This window comes from Mesonia sp. HuA40, from assembly GCF_008017835.1.
In the GTDB taxonomy this organism is placed as follows: domain Bacteria; phylum Bacteroidota; class Bacteroidia; order Flavobacteriales; family Flavobacteriaceae; genus Mesonia.
The window spans coordinates 191,929-210,174 of the sequence record NZ_VRLT01000026.1 but is presented as its reverse complement, the minus strand read 5'-3'; the positions used below and the strand labels follow the sequence as shown (position 1 = coordinate 210,174).

Annotated in this window: 18 protein-coding genes; 14 read left to right on the top strand and 4 right to left on the bottom strand. The window is 37.8% G+C overall.

Going from position 1 to position 18,246, the window contains the following annotated elements; genetic code table 11:
* Window positions 1-210: 210 nt before the first annotated feature.
* The gene (locus FT993_RS05205; RefSeq protein ID WP_147861480.1) at window positions 211-1,131 is read right to left on the bottom strand and encodes a T9SS type A sorting domain-containing protein; all 921 of its coding nucleotides are present in this window, start codon (window positions 1,129-1,131) and stop codon (window positions 211-213) included.
* A gap of 102 nt (window positions 1,132-1,233) precedes the next feature.
* Here FT993_RS05205 and FT993_RS05200 point away from each other — a divergent pair, with 102 nt between their 5' ends.
* The 5 genes from FT993_RS05200 (at window position 1,234) to dnaG (ending at window position 6,674) form a co-directional block, all read left to right on the top strand.
* On the top strand, window positions 1,234-2,211 hold the full coding sequence (locus FT993_RS05200) for a polyprenyl synthetase family protein (protein ID WP_147861479.1): 978 nt from the start codon (window positions 1,234-1,236) through the stop codon (window positions 2,209-2,211).
* A gap of 67 nt (window positions 2,212-2,278) precedes the next feature.
* A complete protein-coding gene (locus FT993_RS05195) occupies window positions 2,279-2,851 on the top strand; it encodes an RNA polymerase sigma factor (RefSeq protein WP_147861478.1) in 573 nt (190 codons plus the stop codon).
* Entirely contained in the window at window positions 2,835-3,551 is a 717-nt protein-coding gene (locus tag FT993_RS05190) for a hypothetical protein (protein ID WP_147861477.1), read from the top strand. The genes FT993_RS05195 and FT993_RS05190 overlap by 17 nt, the downstream gene beginning before the upstream one ends.
* A gap of 9 nt (window positions 3,552-3,560) precedes the next feature.
* Window positions 3,561-4,601 carry a hypothetical protein gene (locus FT993_RS05185; protein ID WP_147861476.1) on the top strand — a complete coding sequence of 347 codons (1,041 nt, stop codon included), beginning with the start codon at window positions 3,561-3,563 and terminating at the stop codon, window positions 4,599-4,601.
* 105 nt (window positions 4,602-4,706) lie between these two features.
* Window positions 4,707-6,674, top strand: coding sequence for a DNA primase (dnaG, locus tag FT993_RS05180; RefSeq protein ID WP_147861475.1), 1,968 nt, complete (start codon window positions 4,707-4,709; stop codon window positions 6,672-6,674).
* Window positions 6,675-6,691: 17 nt separating this feature from the next.
* Here the strand turns inward: dnaG and nadE are convergent, their stop codons facing one another.
* Window positions 6,692-7,477 carry an NAD(+) synthase gene (gene nadE, locus FT993_RS05175; protein ID WP_147861474.1) on the bottom strand — a complete coding sequence of 262 codons (786 nt, stop codon included), beginning with the start codon at window positions 7,475-7,477 and terminating at the stop codon, window positions 6,692-6,694.
* A 109-nt stretch (window positions 7,478-7,586) separates the two neighbouring features.
* Between nadE and gldB the strand changes: the two genes are divergently transcribed.
* Complete coding sequence (gene gldB, locus FT993_RS05170) at window positions 7,587-8,558, top strand: gliding motility lipoprotein GldB (protein ID WP_147861473.1); 972 nt, start codon at window positions 7,587-7,589, stop codon at window positions 8,556-8,558.
* Window positions 8,558-8,893: a gliding motility protein GldC gene (gldC, locus tag FT993_RS05165; RefSeq protein WP_147861472.1), complete on the top strand. Its 336-nt coding sequence runs from the start codon at window positions 8,558-8,560 to the stop codon at window positions 8,891-8,893. The genes gldB and gldC overlap by 1 nt, the downstream gene beginning before the upstream one ends.
* A 5-nt stretch (window positions 8,894-8,898) precedes the next feature.
* Here the strand turns inward: gldC and yihA are convergent, their stop codons facing one another.
* Window positions 8,899-9,501 (bottom strand): ribosome biogenesis GTP-binding protein YihA/YsxC, encoded by a 603-nt coding sequence (yihA, locus tag FT993_RS05160; protein ID WP_147861471.1) that lies wholly within the window; start codon window positions 9,499-9,501, stop codon window positions 8,899-8,901.
* A 5-nt stretch (window positions 9,502-9,506) separates the two neighbouring features.
* Window positions 9,507-10,271: an alpha/beta fold hydrolase gene (locus FT993_RS05155; RefSeq protein ID WP_147861470.1), complete on the bottom strand. Its 765-nt coding sequence runs from the start codon at window positions 10,269-10,271 to the stop codon at window positions 9,507-9,509.
* A 285-nt stretch (window positions 10,272-10,556) separates the two neighbouring features.
* On the opposite strand from FT993_RS05155, the gene mraZ reads away from it, so the two are divergent.
* From mraZ to murD, 7 genes are read left to right on the top strand one after another with little or no spacing between them, the layout of a single operon-like run.
* Window positions 10,557-11,018, top strand: a complete 462-nt coding sequence (gene mraZ, locus FT993_RS05150; protein ID WP_147861497.1) for a division/cell wall cluster transcriptional repressor MraZ — start codon at window positions 10,557-10,559, stop codon at window positions 11,016-11,018.
* A complete protein-coding gene (gene rsmH / locus FT993_RS05145) occupies window positions 11,005-11,910 on the top strand; it encodes a 16S rRNA (cytosine(1402)-N(4))-methyltransferase RsmH (RefSeq protein ID WP_147861469.1) in 906 nt (301 codons plus the stop codon). The genes mraZ and rsmH overlap by 14 nt, the downstream gene beginning before the upstream one ends.
* 17 nt (window positions 11,911-11,927) lie before the next feature.
* Window positions 11,928-12,248 (top strand): FtsL-like putative cell division protein, encoded by a 321-nt coding sequence (locus FT993_RS05140; protein ID WP_147861468.1) that lies wholly within the window; start codon window positions 11,928-11,930, stop codon window positions 12,246-12,248.
* Window positions 12,241-14,208 carry a penicillin-binding protein gene (locus FT993_RS05135; protein ID WP_147861467.1) on the top strand — a complete coding sequence of 656 codons (1,968 nt, stop codon included), beginning with the start codon at window positions 12,241-12,243 and terminating at the stop codon, window positions 14,206-14,208. The genes FT993_RS05140 and FT993_RS05135 overlap by 8 nt, the downstream gene beginning before the upstream one ends.
* Complete coding sequence (locus FT993_RS05130; protein WP_147861466.1) at window positions 14,205-15,671, top strand: UDP-N-acetylmuramoyl-L-alanyl-D-glutamate--2,6-diaminopimelate ligase; 1,467 nt, start codon at window positions 14,205-14,207, stop codon at window positions 15,669-15,671. Before FT993_RS05135 ends, FT993_RS05130 begins: the two co-directional genes overlap by 4 nt.
* A 2-nt stretch (window positions 15,672-15,673) precedes the next feature.
* Window positions 15,674-16,906: a phospho-N-acetylmuramoyl-pentapeptide-transferase gene (gene mraY, locus FT993_RS05125; RefSeq protein WP_147861465.1), complete on the top strand. Its 1,233-nt coding sequence runs from the start codon at window positions 15,674-15,676 to the stop codon at window positions 16,904-16,906.
* Entirely contained in the window at window positions 16,906-18,246 is a 1,341-nt protein-coding gene (murD, locus tag FT993_RS05120) for a UDP-N-acetylmuramoyl-L-alanine--D-glutamate ligase (RefSeq protein ID WP_147861464.1), read from the top strand. The genes mraY and murD overlap by 1 nt, the downstream gene beginning before the upstream one ends.

Here is an 18,246-nt window from a genome sequence, read left to right as displayed (position 1 = left end):
TTTGTGAATATACTTAAATCTTATCATAAAAAAAATAATTGTTTGTAAATTAAAAATAAGATAGAGTTGTTGTTCTATATAATTTATCTAATCCAAATACCTGACTACAAGTGGGGCTTTCAAAAAAAAACACCCATAAAAATCATTTTATAATGCATAAAAAAAGGCTACCTAAAAGGCAGCCTTTAAACTATTAGTGTTAAGCGTAAATTACTTCTTAATCACTTTAAAGCTTTCTTTTTGACCGTTGATGTTTACTTGTACTAAGTATACGCCAGCGTTTAAGCTATTCAAGTTGATTTGAGCATCTTTAGCCTCTACGTTTTGATTGATTACCTCTTGACCTAAAAGGTTAAATACCGCTACATTGTTCATTGCATTTTCTGCATTGATGTTTAGTATCGCATTGGCATCAACAAAATGCTTGAAGTTTGCTTGAGCAATTGTTTCTGTTGAAAGTGAATTAGAGATCACCATGTTATCAAAATACATGCTTCCTACACCTGAGTTGTCGTGAGCAAGACGCATCTGATCAAACTGACCGCTAGACCAGTTTGTTCCTGTGTATATAGAAGTCCCATTCCAATATAAAGTAGCATTGCTCCCCGATAACTCAACTTTTATCGTTCCCCAAGTTCCGTTGGTGAAAGTTACCCCCGTATCGATGGTCGTCAAGCCTCCAGCACCATCATCATCAACTGCTATAATTTTACCAGTTGTTCCTTCGAAAAAAACCATCATACCGTAATTTTGACCGGTAATCATTTGAATAGCAGCATTAAAAGCAGAATTATCTAAATAAATATCGGCTTCAAACGAGAAGGAGGTATGATCTATTGGAGTGGTAAAATCATAAAAACCACCAATGATAGCTCCGCTTTGAGCTGGTATTCCATCAGCTACAAGATCAGTAATTTTAAAAGCATAAGTTCCATCAGAAGCGAAGTCATCGCTAATGTCTTGTTTGGTTACATTTCCTCCACCGTTCATTGGAGTAGAAATCCAGCCATTCTGATTATTAATGTCTCCTAAAGTGAAACCTTCGTTTGCTTCAAAAGATGTACTAAACACTTGCGCTTGCATTGTGAATGCTGCAACTAAGGCAGCAAAAGTTAAAGTAATTTTTTTCATAAATATAGTTTTTAATTTGAGGCTCTAAAGTAATAAAAATTTTATCGTTTTGCTTATAAATTAACACATTTTTAATTTGTAAGATATGTACCTTTGTCTTCTATGAAGATTATAGCCCAGATAAAACAGCCCATTGAGCACGAAATGCGCTTGTTTGAAGATAAGTTTAGACTGTTTATGTCTTCGCGTGTAGCTTTACTTAATAAGATTACCTACTATGTTGTAAACAGAAAAGGAAAGCAAATGCGCCCTATGTTTGTTTTTTTAGTTGCTAAAATGGTTGCAAAAGGCGAAGTAAACGACCGCACCTATCGAGGGGCATCGGTTATTGAGCTTATTCATACCGCAACCTTGGTGCACGATGACGTGGTTGATGATTCTAACCGGCGACGTGGTTTTTTCTCACTTAATGCATTATGGAAAAATAAAATAGCTGTCTTAGTAGGCGACTTTTTGTTATCAAAAGGTTTGCTATTGTCTATAGATAATGAAGATTTTGATTTGCTTAAAATTATTTCGGTAGCGGTGAGGGAGATGAGCGAAGGAGAATTGCTACAAATTGAAAAAGCACGCAAACTTGATATTACAGAGGAGGTTTACTACGAAATTATAAGACAAAAAACTGCTACGCTTATTGCAGCTTGCTGTAGCATAGGGGCGGCCGCTGTAAAACCTGATTCACCACACGTTGAAGCTATGCGAGAATTTGGCGAACTCATTGGAATGGCCTTTCAAATAAAAGATGACCTGTTTGATTATGGGCAAGAAAAAATAGGTAAACCCACCGGTATAGATATTAAGGAGCAAAAAATGACACTTCCGCTGATTTATGCCCTTAACCAAGCTTCGCCCAAAGAAAAAAACTGGCTGATAAACTCCATCAAAAATCATAATAAAGACCGCAAAAGGGTAAAAGAGGTTATTGCTTTTGTGAAAGCTCAAGGCGGATTGGATTACGCGGTAAAAGTGATGAAATCTTACCATTCGCGCGCACTTAAAATCTTGGAAAATTACCCCGATTCTCCCTATAAAACCTCATTGCTTTTGATGGTGAACTATGTTATTGAAAGAAAAAAATAATTTTTTTGTGCATCAGGCAACCTTTTTGCTTTTACTTTCGTCTATATAAATAGAAGTCCACACGAGAGTGAAAGTTATACGTTTACATAAAAAAGAATCCTTTAACCTAAATAAACTTAGGCGGCAAGACCGAAGAGAGCAAAAACGGCTCTACGAGCGGTACGCTCCAAAGATGCTTAGTGTAGCACGTATGTATATCAAAGATTTGCAATTTGCAGAAGATAGCATGCTTAGGGCATTTGTAAAAGTATTTTCCAAGATCAACCAATTTGATGAGAAGGGTAGTTTAGAAGGCTGGATACGCCGAATTGTAGTGCGAGAGGCGATAGATTTTTTACGTAAAAAACAAAACCTAATGTTTGAGGAAAAGCTAGAGAACCTGTCGCAACAATCTTGTGAGCAACCCAGTCTTGATCGGCAACAAATTGCCAATGACTTGCAACAGGCTTTAGATTTGTTGCCAGCTGGCTACCGCAGTGTTTTTGTTTTGTTTGAGGTCGAAGATTTTTCGCATAAACAAATTGCCGAGTGCTGTAATATTAGCGTGGGTACCTCTAAATCACAGTTGGCCAAGGCCAAAAAAATGTTGCAAGATATTATTAAGAATTCAAACAGTTGGAAAGATGGAAGTATGGGATAAGGAGCTTGAAAAGCTAAAAAATAGAGAGATTACCCCCTCAAATAATGCATGGTTTGAGATTGAACATCAACTCAATGGCAAAGCTAAGCGAAAGCGTAAAAGACTTTTTTTCTATGCTGTGGCGGCAAGCTTTTTATTGGGAGTTGTGCTAACGGGCTTGTTCAATCGGTCACAAGATGTCCCTGTAACAGATGTGGTGCAGCCTAAGCAGCAACCCGAAGAAAATACCATAAAAAAGTTAATAGAGGGTAAGCCGCAGTTCAAATCTGCCGATGAATTGAAACAGCTCTTTCCTCAGCAAGGCTTAAGCGAGACCACTGAGCAAAAACAAAATAAATCAGATTTTAATGCAGAGCGGCCTTTAATCCGTAAAGAAAAATTAAACAAATCTCTTCCTGTAATCGCTCAAGCTGAAGAAAAAATAGCGAATGAAATTCAACCCGATCACATGCTACCGCTTTTACCTCAAGAAAAAGTACAGCTTACTACTGCTCATTGGGATGAGGCGCAAATCGAAGCCGCATTGCAAAAAGCATTAGTGCAAATGGAGCAGCAAAAAGAATCAAAAATCTATAGCGTAGATGCTAATGCACTGCTGCAGGAGGTTGAACGTGAATTAGATGTGCAGTTTAGAGAAAAGATATATTATGCGCTGGAAAAGAGAATAGAAAATATTAAAAATGCAATTGTTAAACTTTAATTGAATCTTATGAAAAAACAACTACATGTATTAATGCTCGTATTCGCTTTGTTGGGCGGTACCTTAACCCAAGCTCAGGTAATTATAAAAACCGAAGCCAAGGAAAAACTTGAGCAATTAAACGCCCAAAAAAGCAGGGTGCAAGAAGAAGAAAAGGCGTATTTAAAAAAGGAAATTGAGCGCATTGAGCAAATGCAAGCCGAAAATAAAATTACAGCGGCCGAGGCGCAAAGACGCAAAGAGGCAGCTGCACAAAAATCGGCTCAGAACATCGCAAGTAAGATGCTTATCATCGACGAGCAAATTGCTTTGATCAATAGGAATAGCGACGATTATCAAGCGACAGAACTCACCTTGGGCATCGGTCTAAATAACGATAAAGAAGACAATAAACAATACGATGAAAAAGACGCTATTCTCAAGCGTACTACTTCTGGTTTTACCATGGCCTTTGGTTTGAGCAACGCTTTAATAGATGGTTCAATAGACGACTCGCCTTATAAAATTGCGGGGAGTAGGTTTTTTGAAATGGGTTATGAGTGGCAAACCGTATTAGATAAGAACGCTTGGTTGCGTTTACGTTACGGAGCTTCACTTCAGTTTAACGGATTAAAACCAGAAGACAATCAATATTTTGTCGAAGACGGTAATCAAACCGTTTTAGAAGAGTTTCCGGTAGAATTAGACAAAGCTAAACTACGTATGGATAATTTGGTTATTCCAATTCATTTAGAATTCGGGAAAGCCCATAAATATTTTGACAAGGGTACTGCTTGTTACACTAGCACAGATAAATTTAAGATGGGTATAGGAGGTTTTGTAGGCTTGAATTTGAATACCATCCAAAAACTAAAGTTTGAGGAGAATGGTAAAAACAGAAAAGAAAAGCGTAACCAAAGCTATAATACCAATAACTTTCTTTACGGATTAAGTGCTTATATTGGTTATGATTCTGTTTCTTTATATGCTAAATATGAATTGAATACGGTTTTTAAAGACAATGCCATAGATCAAAATGCAGTAGCATTAGGTTTGCGTTTTAGTTTTTAACTATTTCAGAAAAAGTAAAGTAAAAAAGGAAGCCTTGGGTTTCCTTTTTTTTTGTTTCATATTGTTTAATTTTGTCCCGCTTGGCTTCTAAACATCCAATCGCTTATGATTAAAAAATCCACCATCGATCAAGTTTTTGATGCCGCTCGAGTAGAAGAGGTTATTGGCGATTTTGTGCAATTAAAAAAATCGGGTAGTAACTTCAAAGGTTTGAGTCCGTTTACAGATGAACGAACTCCGAGTTTTATGGTTTCGCCAGTAAAACAAATCTGGAAAGACTTTAGTAGTGGTAAAGGAGGAAATGTAGTGGCTTTTTTAATGGAGCATGAGCATTTTAACTATCCTGAAGCGATAAAATACTTGGCAAAAAAATATGGGATTGAAATAGAAGAAACCCAACAAACCGATGAAGAAAAGGCACAAGCCGACGAACGTGAAAGCCTGTTCTTAATCAATGAATTTGCCCGCGATTATTTTGAGCGTATGCTGCACGAAACCCAACTGGGTAAAAGTATAGGCTTATCTTATTTCAAAGAACGCGGTTTCACTCAAGATACCATCAAGAAATTTCATTTAGGGTATTCGCCAGATGTTTGGGATGCTTTCACGCAAGAAGCCATTCAAAAAGGCTATAAACTTGAATTGCTCGAGAAAACCGGTTTGAGTATTGTAAAGGAGAACAAGCAGTTTGATCGATTTAAGGGTCGGGTGATGTTTCCTATTCATTCGATGTCTGGGCGGACACTTGGGTTTGGCGGACGTATTTTGCGTACCGATAAAAAAGCAGCAAAGTACCTCAATTCACCCGAAAGTCCGGTTTATCATAAGAGTCAAGTCCTTTACGGATTGCATTACGCTAAGCAAAGCATGGCCAAAGAAGATCGCTGCTATTTGGTAGAAGGTTATACCGATGTCATCCAGATGCATCAAGCGGGTATCGAAAATGTGGTGTCTTCTTCGGGTACGGCTTTGACCGAACAGCAAATACGATTGATTTTACGACTAACAAAGAATATTACCGTTCTGTTTGACGGGGATGAAGCAGGTATGCGAGCCGCTTTACGCGGAATTGATCTTATTCTAGCGCAAGGACTTAATGTTAAAGTATGTACTTTTCCAGAAGGAGAAGACCCCGATAGTTATGCCCGAAAGCATCCTGCCGAGGATATAAAGGCGTTTTTAAATAATAATGCCCAAGATTTTATAAGTTTTAAGGCCTCTTTATTGATGAAAGAGAGCGCTAACGATCCTATTCAAAAAGCCGCTACCATTCGCGATATGGTTGAAAGTATCGCAAAAATACCCGACCGTATTCAGCAAGAGATATACCTGCAAGAGTGTTCGCGCATCATGGATATTTCAGAGAACGTTTTGTATAGTTCGTTAGCCCAATTAACCGCTAGTCAAACCCGAAAAGCCAAACAAAAGTCTCAGCAGGCACCGGCTCCATCGGGTGGTATGCAGGTAGTTAAAGAGCAAACCCAACAAACCAAGGTAAATAGACAACACGAATTAGAAAAGCATATTATTCACCTTTTACTGCATTATGGCGCAGCCGAAGGTGAGTTTAAAGAAACCTATATAGAAGAAGATGAAGACGGAGAGGAGTTTTTAAAAACTGAACAGGTGACCCGCAAAGTATACGAGAAAATTTATTTAGATCTGCAAGAAGATGAGATTGAGTTTACCCATCCCGTATTTAAAGCGATCTATCAAAAGTTAATCGATACACTCAACCAAACCACAAGCCTAGATGTTTCTGCTTTTATTAGAGAGCTAGAGCCAGAGCACGCTCAATTGGTAAGTTCATTGGTTATGAGCCAGGAGAAAAACTTGCTTAGCCGTTGGGAAGACCAAAACATTTTTGTACGAGATATTCAAGATTTAGAGCCCTTAGAAGTAGAGCAAACCATTTTGCATTTGCGCAATTTATTGGTGCAGAAAAAAGTGCAAGAGTTAATGCAGGAAGTGATGCAAAATAAGGCTAACCATCACGCCAATATCCTTGAAGACATCAATGATTATAACGTTTTAAAAAAGATGATTGCCGATAAATTAAACCGGGTAATTTAGAAACGCATAGGTTATAATTACTTTAAATGCGGGGGAATGTTACAAACCGGTATAGGATTAATTTTATGTAAATTGGCCCGATTTAATCGAGTATAAATATTTAATACGGTTTCTTGTCTTGGGGTTAACTTATGATCTGTTGGGTTGGTTGTATATGCCATAGCCCATTCGAGTTCGTCATAACTCGCACCAAGCTGATCTTCATCGGTGCGGCTGTCTCCAAAAAGTCCGTCGGTAGGTGCTGCTTTTAGAATACTCGGTGCTACGTTAAGGTATTCTCCCAGCGCATAAACTTCACTTTTAAGTAAATCGGCAATAGGGCTAAGGTCTACACCACCATCGCCATATTTGGTAAAAAAGCCTACACCAAAATCTTCAATTTTGTTTCCAGTACCCGCCACAAGATAGCCGTGTAAACCTGCGAAGTAATATAAGGTGGTCATGCGCAAACGAGCTCTAGTGTTGGCAAGCGTTAAAGCGAGTTGGTCGGTGTCGGGTGTGCTAGGAAAACTATTTTTAAGGCTTTCGAAACTTGGGGTTAAATCGACTTCGAGCGAACTAACGTTACTAAATTCTCTTTTAAGGTTTTGAATGTGTTCTTTCCCGCGTTGCATTTGGCTAGCCGCTTGGTGTATTGGCATTTCAATACATAAAGTACGCAAACCTGTTTGCGCACATAAAGTTGAAGTTACGGCAGAATCAATACCGCCGCTAATGCCTACAACAAAGCCATTGGTTTTTGCTTGTGTGCTATAATTTTTAAGCCAATTTACAATGTGTTCGCTTACCTTATCTGTTTGCATAGTCGCTGGGTTTTTAGAGAAATTAAACTACCTTTGCCCCAAAAATAAGGCGAAAAATTTAGGAATAAAATTATATCGCTTTTATTGCAAAAAAATCAACCTATTGCATATGATTAAATTCAGGTATCTTTTGCCGATTTTACTACTATTGTTAGTAAGTTGTAGTCAAGAATCGGCCGTAGAACAGGCGATTGAGGAAATAGATATTTCGGTGCAAATCGATCGGTTTGATTTGGCATTTGGTAAGGCAACCCCAGAAGATTTGCCGCGCTTAAAAAGAGATTATCCTTTTTTGTTTCCAGAGCGTTTTCATGATTCAATTTGGGTAAATATGATGCGCGATACCATTAACCAAGAACTGCATGCCGAGGTTAAAAAAGCTTTTCCAGATATGCAGGAAGAAGCAGAAAAAATCGCTCATTTGTTTAAGCATTTTAAATATTATTTTCCTGGTTTTGGAGCACCCCGGGTAGTAAGTGTGACTTCAGAAGTTGATTATAAAAACAAGGTGGTGGTTAGCGATAGCTTAATGCTGATTGCCCTAGATACTTATTTGGGTGAAGATCATTTCTTTTATGATGGTTTGCAGGTTTTTCTAAAGAAAAATTTTAAAAAAGAAATGTTATTAAGTGATATAGCTGGTAGCTATGCTCGCCAATTGGTACCTAAGCCTAAGGGGAGAACTTTCTTAGAGCAGATGTTGTATTATGGCAAACAATTGTATCTTAAAGATTTGGTGATACCACATACAGAGGAGGCTTACCGTATGGGATATACTTTAGACGAAATGCAGTGGGCGCATAATAATGAAGCGCAAATCTGGAAATATTTCTTACAACAAGAGTTGCTCTACGATACCGATGTGCAGTTGCGTGAACGATTCATTAACATAGCACCCTTTAGTAAATTTTACTTGCAGCTCGATCAGGAAAGTCCGCCTCAATTGGGGCAGTATATCGGCTGGCAAATCGTTCGGCAATTTGCCGAAAAGCATCCAGACATTAGCTTAAAGCAGCTTTTGCAATTGCCTGCTCAAAAATTATTTCAAGAATCAAATTATAAACCTAGAAAACCAGAATAATGAGTACCAAACAGTCTGAAATAAAAATACACGTTGAGGTAGATGAAAACAATGTACCAGAATCTTTGCACTGGAGCGCAGAAGATGGAGGCGTGCGTCATGCCCAATCTAAAGCTATGATGCTTTCTTTGTGGGACAGTCAAAAGCAGGAAACCTTACGAATAGATCTTTGGACTAAAGATATGCCGGTAGACGAAATGAAGGTGTTTTTTCATCAAACGCTAGTCGCTATGAGCGATACTTTTTATCGCGCCACAGATGACGAAAAGATGATGGAAACCATGAAAGATTTTTGTGATTATTTTGCTGAAAAACTTGAACTTAAAAAGGAATAAGTAACTTAGTCAGTCAAACTTTGATTAATCTCATCTATGTAATTTAGCAGTTCTTCATCACCCATTCTCTTTGATGAAGAAGTGAGAAAATAAGGAGGTATTTCTTCCCAGTATTGCAGTAAAACAGATTTATAGTGCCCAATGTTTTTTTCTATTGCATTGGGCTTTAATTTGTCAAGCTTCGTAAACACAATACTAAAAGGAATTTGATGTTCGCCTAACCAAATCATAAAATCTAGATCAATATTCTGCGGCTCGTGTCTGGCATCAACCAAAACAAAGGCAGAAACCAATTGCTTACGCTCTTTAAAATAATCGGTAATAAACTTTTGAAAGGTTTTCTTGGCCTTTTTGCTAACGCGAGCATATCCGTAACCAGGCAAATCTACCAAATGCCAAGCTTTATTGATTAAAAAGTGGTTAATCAATTGCGTTTTACCAGGTCTTCCCGATGTTTTAGCCAAGTTTTTACGCTGGGTAAGCATATTGATGAGAGAAGATTTCCCTACATTACTGCGCCCAATAAAAGCATATTCAGGTAATTGGCTAGCCGGGCATTTTTTTACTTGGCTATTGCTCATTACAAATTCTGCAGAGGTAATCTTCATATAAATTATATGGATTTTGCTTTTAACCAGTCGTGTAAAATGGTATTGAAGGTATCGGGGTGCTCCATCATTGCCGCATGCCCGCACTTGTCTATCCAAAATAAATCAGAATTGGGTAGTAATTCATTAAACTCAACCGCTACTTCGGGCGGAGTAACATTATCTTGTTTTCCCCAAATGATGCAAGTGGGAGTTTTCATTTTAGGCAAATCTTTAGCCATATTGTGACGTATAGCCGATTTTGCAATGGCTAAGGTGCGTATTAATTTATTTTTATCGTTTACGGTATTGAAAACATCGTCTACAATTTCTTTTGTGGCAACCTTAGGATCATAAAAAACATTCTCAGCTTTTTTCTTTATAAACTCATAATCACCTCTTCTGGGGTAACTTTCTCCCATAGCGCTCTCGTATAAACCTGAACTTCCTGTGATTACCAGGGCTTTAACCCTTTCGGGAAATTTTTTAGTGGCTAATAAACCAATGTGGCCTCCAAGGGAGTTTCCAAGCAGAATAACTTCAGACCAACCTTTGTGATCTATAAAATCTTTTAAGTATTTCGCAAATGAGTTAATATTGGTTTTAAGCAATGATAAAGTGTAAAGTGGTAGTTCTGGAATTACTACTTTATAACCCTGTTTTGGGAAATAGTTGGCTACTCCGTCAAAATTACTTAATCCGCCCATGAGGCCGTGTAAAATCACGATGGGAGTTCCTTCCCCTAATTCTATATACTTAAACTTGCCTTCGGTTTTGATGTCTTGTTCCATGCACTAGTCTTGCTGTTAGCGTTAGCAAATATAGGTATTATTGTTAAAAACAATCTACTTTTAAAAGAAACCTAAGGCTAAAGGTACTGTTAATTGTGGCAAATTTAAAATCCAAAATCTAAAATAAGCCTTAAAATTTGGTTTTATGTTCCACAATTTCCCACTCGTTTAAATGCCGTGAATTGTAGCTTAAGGCTTTAATTTTCAAAAACTTATTAACAATGTGGAGAAATGTGGTAAAAAGTGGATAAAAAATCAATATATTTGACTATTCAAATCGATTTAATGCTTCATTTAACCGGAACATACGAGTGTAAAATAGACGCCAAGGGTAGGTTGATGCTGCCTGCTGCGCTAAAAAAGCAGTTGTTGCCCGAAATAGAAGATGGCTTTGTTTTAAAGCGTTCTGTATTTGATCAATGCTTAGAACTTTACCCGATGAGTGAGTGGAAAGAAATGATGTTGAAGATTAATAAGCTGAATCGGTTTAAGAAAAAGAACAACGATTTTATAAGACGATTTACAGCAGGTGTGAAGATTATAGAGGTAGATGCTGCTGGTCGTTTATTGGTGCCAAAAGACTTATTTAATTTTGCAGAATTGCAAAAAGAAGTAGTGCTTTCATCGCAGATGACTATCCTTGAATTGTGGGATAAGAAAAAGTATGAACAGGTTATTGACAATTCTGCAGATGATTTTGCAAGTCTAGCCGAAGAAGTAATGGGAGATCGAGATGAGCAATTATGAATATCATAAACCCGTATTGTTGCATCAAACTGTAGATGGTTTGGCAATAAACCCTAGCGGTACATATGTAGATGTAACCTTTGGGGGTGGTGGTCATTCAAGAGAAATTTTGAATCGGCTAAACGACCAAGGGAGGCTCTTTGCTTTTGATCAGGATGCAGACGCGCAAGCCAATGCAATAGAAGATAGTCGCTTTACCTTAATACCAGAGAATTTTAGGTATATCAAGCGTTTTTTACGTTTTTATGGAGTTAAAAAAGTAGATGGTATTCTTGGTGATTTTGGCGTTTCATCTCATCAATTTAATGAGGCTGAACGCGGATTTTCTACGCGTTTTAATGGGCGATTAGATATGCGCATGAATCAGAATGATAGTTTGTCGGCTTACCAAGTGATTAATACGTATGATGAAGCGCAGCTTAGAGATATGTTTTACGCTTACGCCGATTTAAAAAATGCTCCTAAACTTGCAAGAACAATCGTTGCGGCTAGGGCAGAAGCGCCTATAGTTACTTCGCAACAATTAAATGATTTGTTGACCCCATTATTGTTTAAGGGAAAGGAGTTTAAAATTTTAGCGCAAATTTATCAAGCTATAAGAATCGAGGTGAATCAGGAAATCGAATCTTTAAAAGAATTTTTATCGCAAACGCCAGAATTGTTAAACCCAGGCGGTCGTATTAGTTTGATCTCTTATCATTCGTTAGAAGATCGTTTGGTAAAACGCTTTGTAAGAAATGGCTTGTTTCAAGGTGAGCCTGAGAAAGATATGTTTGGGCGTGTTGAGGTGCCGTTTAAAAAGGTAGGAAAATTAATAGTGCCTACCCCACAAGAGGTGCAAGAAAACAATCGGGCAAGAAGTGCAAAACTTAGAATAGGCGTGCGTTTATAAGTTAAATAGCAGGAGGTATGAGTAGAGAGCGGGTGTATGATTTTTTGCGAGGCAAGTTTCTCTTAAGTGAAGAGGCAAGTAAACACTGGTGGTTTATTATTTTTTGTACGCTATTGGCTTTAATAATGATTGCTTCTTCACATAGTGCAGAACGAAAAGTGCACCTAATTGCAAAAATGAATAATGAAGTGCGCGAATTGAGGAGTGAGTCTATAGCGGCTAAAAAAAATTTAATGACTTTAAAAATGAAGTCTACTTTAGAAGAGAAATTAAAAAATACAGGGGTGGGTCCAGCAAAAAATCCGCCCAAAAAAATAATCGTTTATCTGAATGACTAACGAAAAGCAAATAACCAATCGAATTATAGTTGTAGCAAGCTTTATGCTTATTTTTGCTATAGGGGTAGGGTATAAGCTTTTTGAAATACAGGTAGTAGAAGGAGAAAAATACAGAGACCTGTCTGAAAAACGCATTTTCAAGAATTTTGAAATTCCAGCAAATCGAGGTAATCTTTATGACAGTAACGGTCACCTTCTGGCCACTTCTGTGCCCGAATATGATATCCGATTTGATGCCGTCACGGTATCCGAAGAAAATTTCAATAAAAATTTACGTCCGCTAGCCAAAGCTCTGGGTAAATTATTCAATCGGCCTGCCAGCCATTATATCAATAAATTAAAAGAAGCTCGGAATACTAAAAACAGGTACTATTTAGTAGCTCGCGGGGTGAGTTATACCCAGTATGTTCAATTACGGGAATTTCCTATGTTTAATTTGGGGGCCTTTAAAGGCGGATTTATTGCCGAACAGCGAACGGTTAGAGAGCTGCCGTTAGGTAAAATAGGTGAACGTACCGTAGGAAGAGGTCAGGCCGGATTAGAGGGAGCTTACAATGAGTATTTGCAAGGGAAAAACGGAAGACGTTTAAAACAGAAGATAGCCAAAGGGCAATGGAAACCTATTGGAGATGCAAACGAACTAGAACCACAAGATGGTCTAGATGTGTACTCTACCATAGATATCAATATGCAAGATGTGGCGCATCACGCTCTGTTGAGGCAATTAGAAAAGTATGAAGCGCACCACGGAACAGTGGTGGTTATGGAGACCAAAACAGGGGAGATTAAAGCCATGGCTAATTTAGCACGAACCAGTTTGGGGACATATTATGAAAAACGTAATTATGCCGTATGGGAAGCGCAGGAACCTGGCTCTACATATAAACTAATGACTTTAGTGGCTGCGCTTGAAGATAAGGTGGTAGATACCAGTGACGTGTTTGACACCGATGGCGGAAAGGTTTTATACTATGATCGTGCGGTGAGGGATTCTCGTTTTGGAGGTTACGGAAAGATTTCGGTGGCCCGAGCTTTTGAGGTTTCTTCTAACACTGTTTTTTCAAAGTTTATAACTCAAGGCTATCAGCATAACCCAGAAAAATTGGTTAATCGTTTAAGCTATATGGGCTTGAATGATCGTATTGGTCTTGATATTAAGGGAGAAGGAAAACCTCATATACCGCATCCAGATGACACAAATTGGTACGGTACTACACTCCCCTGGATGTCTTTTGGTTACGGTGTAACTATAACCCCCTTGCAAACACTTAGCTTTTATAATGCCATTGCCAACGATGGTTTAATGGTGAAACCACGTTTGATTAAGCAAGTAAAAGATAAAGACCGGTTAGTAGCGCATTACCAACAACCTGAGGTGAGAAATACTATTTGCTCAAAAGAGACCGCTGCTAAAGTGAAAAAGTTAATGGAGAATACGGTGAAAAAGGGTACCGCAACCAATATTTATAGCAAGGAGTTCTCAATGGCGGGTAAAACCGGAACTTGCTTAACGAATTATGGTTCAAAACAAAAAGACAAAGAATATATCGCTTCTTTTGTAGGGTATTTCCCCGCAGAACAACCTAAGTACTCGTGCATTGTTGTTATTACAAAACCCAATAGAAAATTAGGCTATTATGGAAGTACCGTTGCGGCTCCTGTTTTCAAAGAAATCGCACATGCGATTCATACCGATACGCCTATCACTAAAGAATTTGAATCGCTTGAAGTAGAAAACAAGAAAGTGAAACAAGCGTTCGAGAACTATTATGCTACGGCACAAAAGTTTAAAACCAAAGTGCCTAAAGTTATTGGTATGCCAGCCATGGATGCTGTGGCTTTATTAGAAAATTTAGGACTTCGTGTAGTTTTGAAAGGTACTGGTGAAGTGAAAAAACAGTCGTTAGAGGCTTATACCGATGTTAAACCCAATCAAACCATTTATTTATTAACAAGTTGATTACCCTAAGAGACATATTATATGGTGTGCCCATTGAGGGCACAAAAGGCAATACCCAAATAGCTATTACTAACTTGCACTTTGATAGCCGTAAGGTAGAGCTTAATGATGTTTTCGTGGCCATAAAGGGCACCGCAGTCGACGGGCATAAGTTTATCGAAAAAGCGGTTAATCAAGGCGCAATTGCAGTGGTTTGTGAGGTTTTTCCCGAACAGATTCAAGGAGGAGTTACCTATATTCAAGTAGCCGATACCAAAAAAGCATTAGCCATAATAGCTAATAATTTTTATGATTCGCCTTCAAAGAAATTGAAGCTAGTTGGGGTAACGGGTACCAATGGTAAAACAACAGTATCCAGTTTGTTGTACCAAATGTTTAAAAATGCCGGTTATGCTGTAGGACTTATCTCAACCATCAAAATTATGGTTGATGAAGAGGAGTATTCCACAAAGTTGACTACCCCAGATTCTATTACCATAAATAAGCATTTGGCCGCTATGGTTGATGCTGGTGTGGACTATTGTTTTATGGAGGTAAGCTCACACGGAATAGCTCAACACCGTACGGCAGGTCTGCATTTTGCAGGAGGTATATTTACCAATTTATCACACGACCATTTAGACTATCACAAGACTTTTGCTGAGTATAGAGATGTAAAGAAACGATTCTTTGATGAATTAGATAAAAGTGCCTTCGCTATTACTAATATAGACGATAAGAATGGCTTATTTATGTTGCAAAATACGCCAGCAAAAAAATATACCTATGCCCTTAAAACACTTGCCGATTATAAGGTTCAAATATTAGAAAATGAATTTACTGGTTTATTGCTTAAATTGAATAATCAAGAAGTATGGACCACCTTAATTGGGGCTTTCAACGCGTATAATATAGCGGCCATTTTTGCTGCAGCAGATTTATTAGACTTACCTGTTCTTGAGAATCTAAAACAAATCAGTAAACTAAAGGCTGTTAACGGGAGGTTTCAATATGTGGTTTCACCAAAGCAAAAAGTTACGGCTATAGTAGATTATGCCCACACCCCCGATGCGCTTAAAAATGTGCTGCAAACCATTAATTCTATACGCAGTAAGAATGAAAACTTAATAACTGTAGTCGGTTGTGGCGGAGATCGCGACAAAACCAAACGTCCCGTAATGGCTCAAGTCGCTACGGCTAGTAGCAATCGGGTTATTTTTACGAGTGACAACCCCAGAACCGAAGACCCCGATATAATAATTGAAGAAATGCAGGCTGGAGTAGAGCCGCAACATATAAGCAAATGTTTAGCCATTACTCAAAGAAAAGAAGCGATTAAAACTGCTTGTGCGTTGGCTCAAGATGGAGACATTATTTTAATTGCCGGAAAGGGTCATGAAACTTATCAAGAAATAAATGGCGTAAGAACCGATTTTGACGATTTAAAAGTCGTACAAGAATTTTTAATACAACTAAAGAAATAACTATGCTATATTATTTATTTGCATATCTAGAACAGCATTTCGACTTCCCTGGCGAACAACTTTATCAATTCCTTTCGTTTAGGGCTAGCTTGGCTATTTTATTTTCTTTATTGATTTCAACTATCTTCGGTAAGAGGATTATCAAGTACTTATTAAGAAAACAAGTGGGTGAAAGAGTACGTGAATTAGGACTTGAGGGTCAGGCCGAAAAAGCAGGAACTCCTACTATGGGAGGACTCATTATTATCTTAGCTACTCTTATTCCGGTGCTTTTATTTGCAAAATTAGACAACATTTATGTAGTCCTTTTGATTGTGGCCACCCTTTGGATGGGAGCAATAGGTTTTCTAGATGATTATATCAAAACATTTAAACAAAATAAAGAAGGCTTGCAGGGCAAGTTTAAGGTGATTGGGCAAGTTGGTTTAGGTATTATAATTGGGGCTACCATGTACCTACATCCCGATATAACGGTTAGGTCTAGTGTTTTATCAGAAACAAAATCTGAGCAAACCACTCTAGCCCAGGAGGGTCAACCTCAAATAGAAGAGGTGAAAAGCACTACTACAACCATTCCGTTTGTAAAAGATAATGAGTTTGACTACTCGAGCTTGATTAGTTGGATTAATCCGAGTTACAAAAAATATGCATGGCTGATTTTTATTCCTATTGTGATTTTTATTGTGACCGCTGTTTCTAACGGAGCCAATTTGACTGATGGAATAGACGGACTAGCAGCAGGTTCTTCGGCCATTATTGTTCTTACATTGGGGATTTTTGCTTGGGTATCGGGTAACGTTATTTTCTCAGAATATCTGGATGTTATGAATATTCCTAGATCGGGTGAAATGACCATTTTTATAACTGCTTTTGCAGGAGCATTGGTTGGCTTTTTATGGTACAATACTTATCCCGCTCAGGTTTTTATGGGTGATACCGGCAGTTTAACCATTGGAGGCGTTATAGCCGTTTTGGCTATCGCCACGCGTAAAGAACTATTAATACCTCTTTTATGTGGTATTTTTCTTATTGAAAATCTCTCGGTAGTATTACAAGTAGCTTGGTTTAAATACACCAAGAAGAAAACAGGAGTGGGGAGACGAATTTTCTTAATGTCACCCCTGCATCACCACTATCAAAAGAAAGGAATCCACGAAAGTAAAATTGTAGTTCGTTTCTGGGTGGTAGGTATATTTTTAGCCATTTTAACTATTGTAACCTTAAAGATAAGATAATGCAAAGGAGACTCGTTATATTGGGTGCTGGAGAAAGCGGGATGGGAGCTGCTCTTTTAGGGAAAAAAGAGGGGTATGAAGTTTTTGTATCTAGTTTGCAGATTATTGAAATGCGCTATAAACAAGTTTTACAACAAGAAGATATTGCATTCGAAGAAGATCAGCACAGTTTAGAACGCTTGCTTAAAGCCGATCTGGTGATGAAAAGTCCAGGAATTCCTGAGGATGCTCCAGTGGTGGTACAACTAAGAGAAGCTAGAATTAAAATTATTTCAGAAATTGAGTTTGCTAGTTTGCATACACACGCTATGCTCATTGGTATAACCGGAAGCAACGGTAAAACCACGGTTACTTCTTGGATTCATTATATTTTACAAAATGCTGGGATAGATGCTGTTCTTGCTGGGAATATTGGCGATAGTTTTGCCAAGAATGTAGCCCGTAAAAGTAATAATTGTTATGTGTTAGAATTGAGTAGCTTTCAGCTTGACGGAATAGAGACCTTTAAGCCACATATAGCCGTTTTAACCAATATAACTCCCGATCATCTCGACCGCTATCACAATCAATTTGAATCTTATATCGCAGCTAAGTTTCGCATTGTAAAAAATCAAACCCAACAGGATTATTTTATTTATGATGCCGATGACCCAGTGATTAATAATTGGTTATCTCAACACGAAATCAAATCTATAAAAATTCCCTTAAGTTCTAAAGAATTATCGGGTAATGGTGCTTTTTTAAAAGACGATGAGCTCCATATAAAAATAAACGAATCACATTTTACTATGGCTCAAGAAGATATTGCATTAAAAGGAATTCACAATACAAAAAATGCGATGGCTGCCTCTGCAGTTGCACAACTATTAAAAATTAGAAAACAAACGATTAAAGAAAGTTTACAGCGTTTTCATGGAGTAGAACATAGGTTAGAACGAGTGCTTAATAAAAACAAAGTAAGTTATATCAACGATTCTAAGGCAACTAACATCAATGCCACCTATTATGCATTAGACAGCGTTAAAGCCGATACGATATGGATAGTAGGAGGCGTAGATAAAGGTAACGATTATACAGAATTGCTAGCACTAGTTAATGAAAAGGTAAAAGCAATTATTTGTTTGGGGGTAGATAACCAAAAGTTAATAAACTCGTTTAACAATTGTGTAGATACCATAGTTGAAACTCAAAAAATGCAAGAAGCTGTAAGCCTTGCCCATGATTTAGCCAAACCTGGCGATACAGTTTTGTTATCGCCCGCTTGTGCTAGTTTTGATCTTTTTAAAAATTATGAAGATCGAGGGAATCAGTTTAAAGAAGCAGTGTTAAAGTTAAAATAA

What these genes read in the sequence shown, in the direction of transcription:
- FT993_RS05205 (WP_147861480.1), bottom strand. Translation starts at nt 1,131, where the DNA reads ATGAAAAAAATTACTTTAACTTTTGCTGCCTTAGTTGCAGCATTCACA.
- FT993_RS05200 (WP_147861479.1), top strand. Translation starts at nt 1,234, where the DNA reads ATGAAGATTATAGCCCAGATAAAACAGCCCATTGAGCACGAAATGCGC.
- FT993_RS05190 (WP_147861477.1), top strand. Translation starts at nt 2,835, where the DNA reads ATGGAAGTATGGGATAAGGAGCTTGAAAAGCTAAAAAATAGAGAGATT.
- FT993_RS05185 (WP_147861476.1), top strand. Translation starts at nt 3,561, where the DNA reads ATGAAAAAACAACTACATGTATTAATGCTCGTATTCGCTTTGTTGGGC.
- dnaG (WP_147861475.1), top strand. Translation starts at nt 4,707, where the DNA reads ATGATTAAAAAATCCACCATCGATCAAGTTTTTGATGCCGCTCGAGTA.
- nadE (WP_147861474.1), bottom strand. Translation starts at nt 7,477, where the DNA reads ATGCAAACAGATAAGGTAAGCGAACACATTGTAAATTGGCTTAAAAAT.
- gldB (WP_147861473.1), top strand. Translation starts at nt 7,587, where the DNA reads ATGATTAAATTCAGGTATCTTTTGCCGATTTTACTACTATTGTTAGTA.
- gldC (WP_147861472.1), top strand. Translation starts at nt 8,558, where the DNA reads ATGAGTACCAAACAGTCTGAAATAAAAATACACGTTGAGGTAGATGAA.
- yihA (WP_147861471.1), bottom strand. Translation starts at nt 9,501, where the DNA reads ATGAAGATTACCTCTGCAGAATTTGTAATGAGCAATAGCCAAGTAAAA.
- FT993_RS05155 (WP_147861470.1), bottom strand. Translation starts at nt 10,271, where the DNA reads ATGGAACAAGACATCAAAACCGAAGGCAAGTTTAAGTATATAGAATTA.
- mraZ (WP_147861497.1), top strand. Translation starts at nt 10,557, where the DNA reads ATGCTTCATTTAACCGGAACATACGAGTGTAAAATAGACGCCAAGGGT.
- rsmH (WP_147861469.1), top strand. Translation starts at nt 11,005, where the DNA reads ATGAGCAATTATGAATATCATAAACCCGTATTGTTGCATCAAACTGTA.
- FT993_RS05140 (WP_147861468.1), top strand. Translation starts at nt 11,928, where the DNA reads ATGAGTAGAGAGCGGGTGTATGATTTTTTGCGAGGCAAGTTTCTCTTA.
- FT993_RS05135 (WP_147861467.1), top strand. Translation starts at nt 12,241, where the DNA reads ATGACTAACGAAAAGCAAATAACCAATCGAATTATAGTTGTAGCAAGC.
- mraY (WP_147861465.1), top strand. Translation starts at nt 15,674, where the DNA reads ATGCTATATTATTTATTTGCATATCTAGAACAGCATTTCGACTTCCCT.
- murD (WP_147861464.1), top strand. Translation starts at nt 16,906, where the DNA reads ATGCAAAGGAGACTCGTTATATTGGGTGCTGGAGAAAGCGGGATGGGA.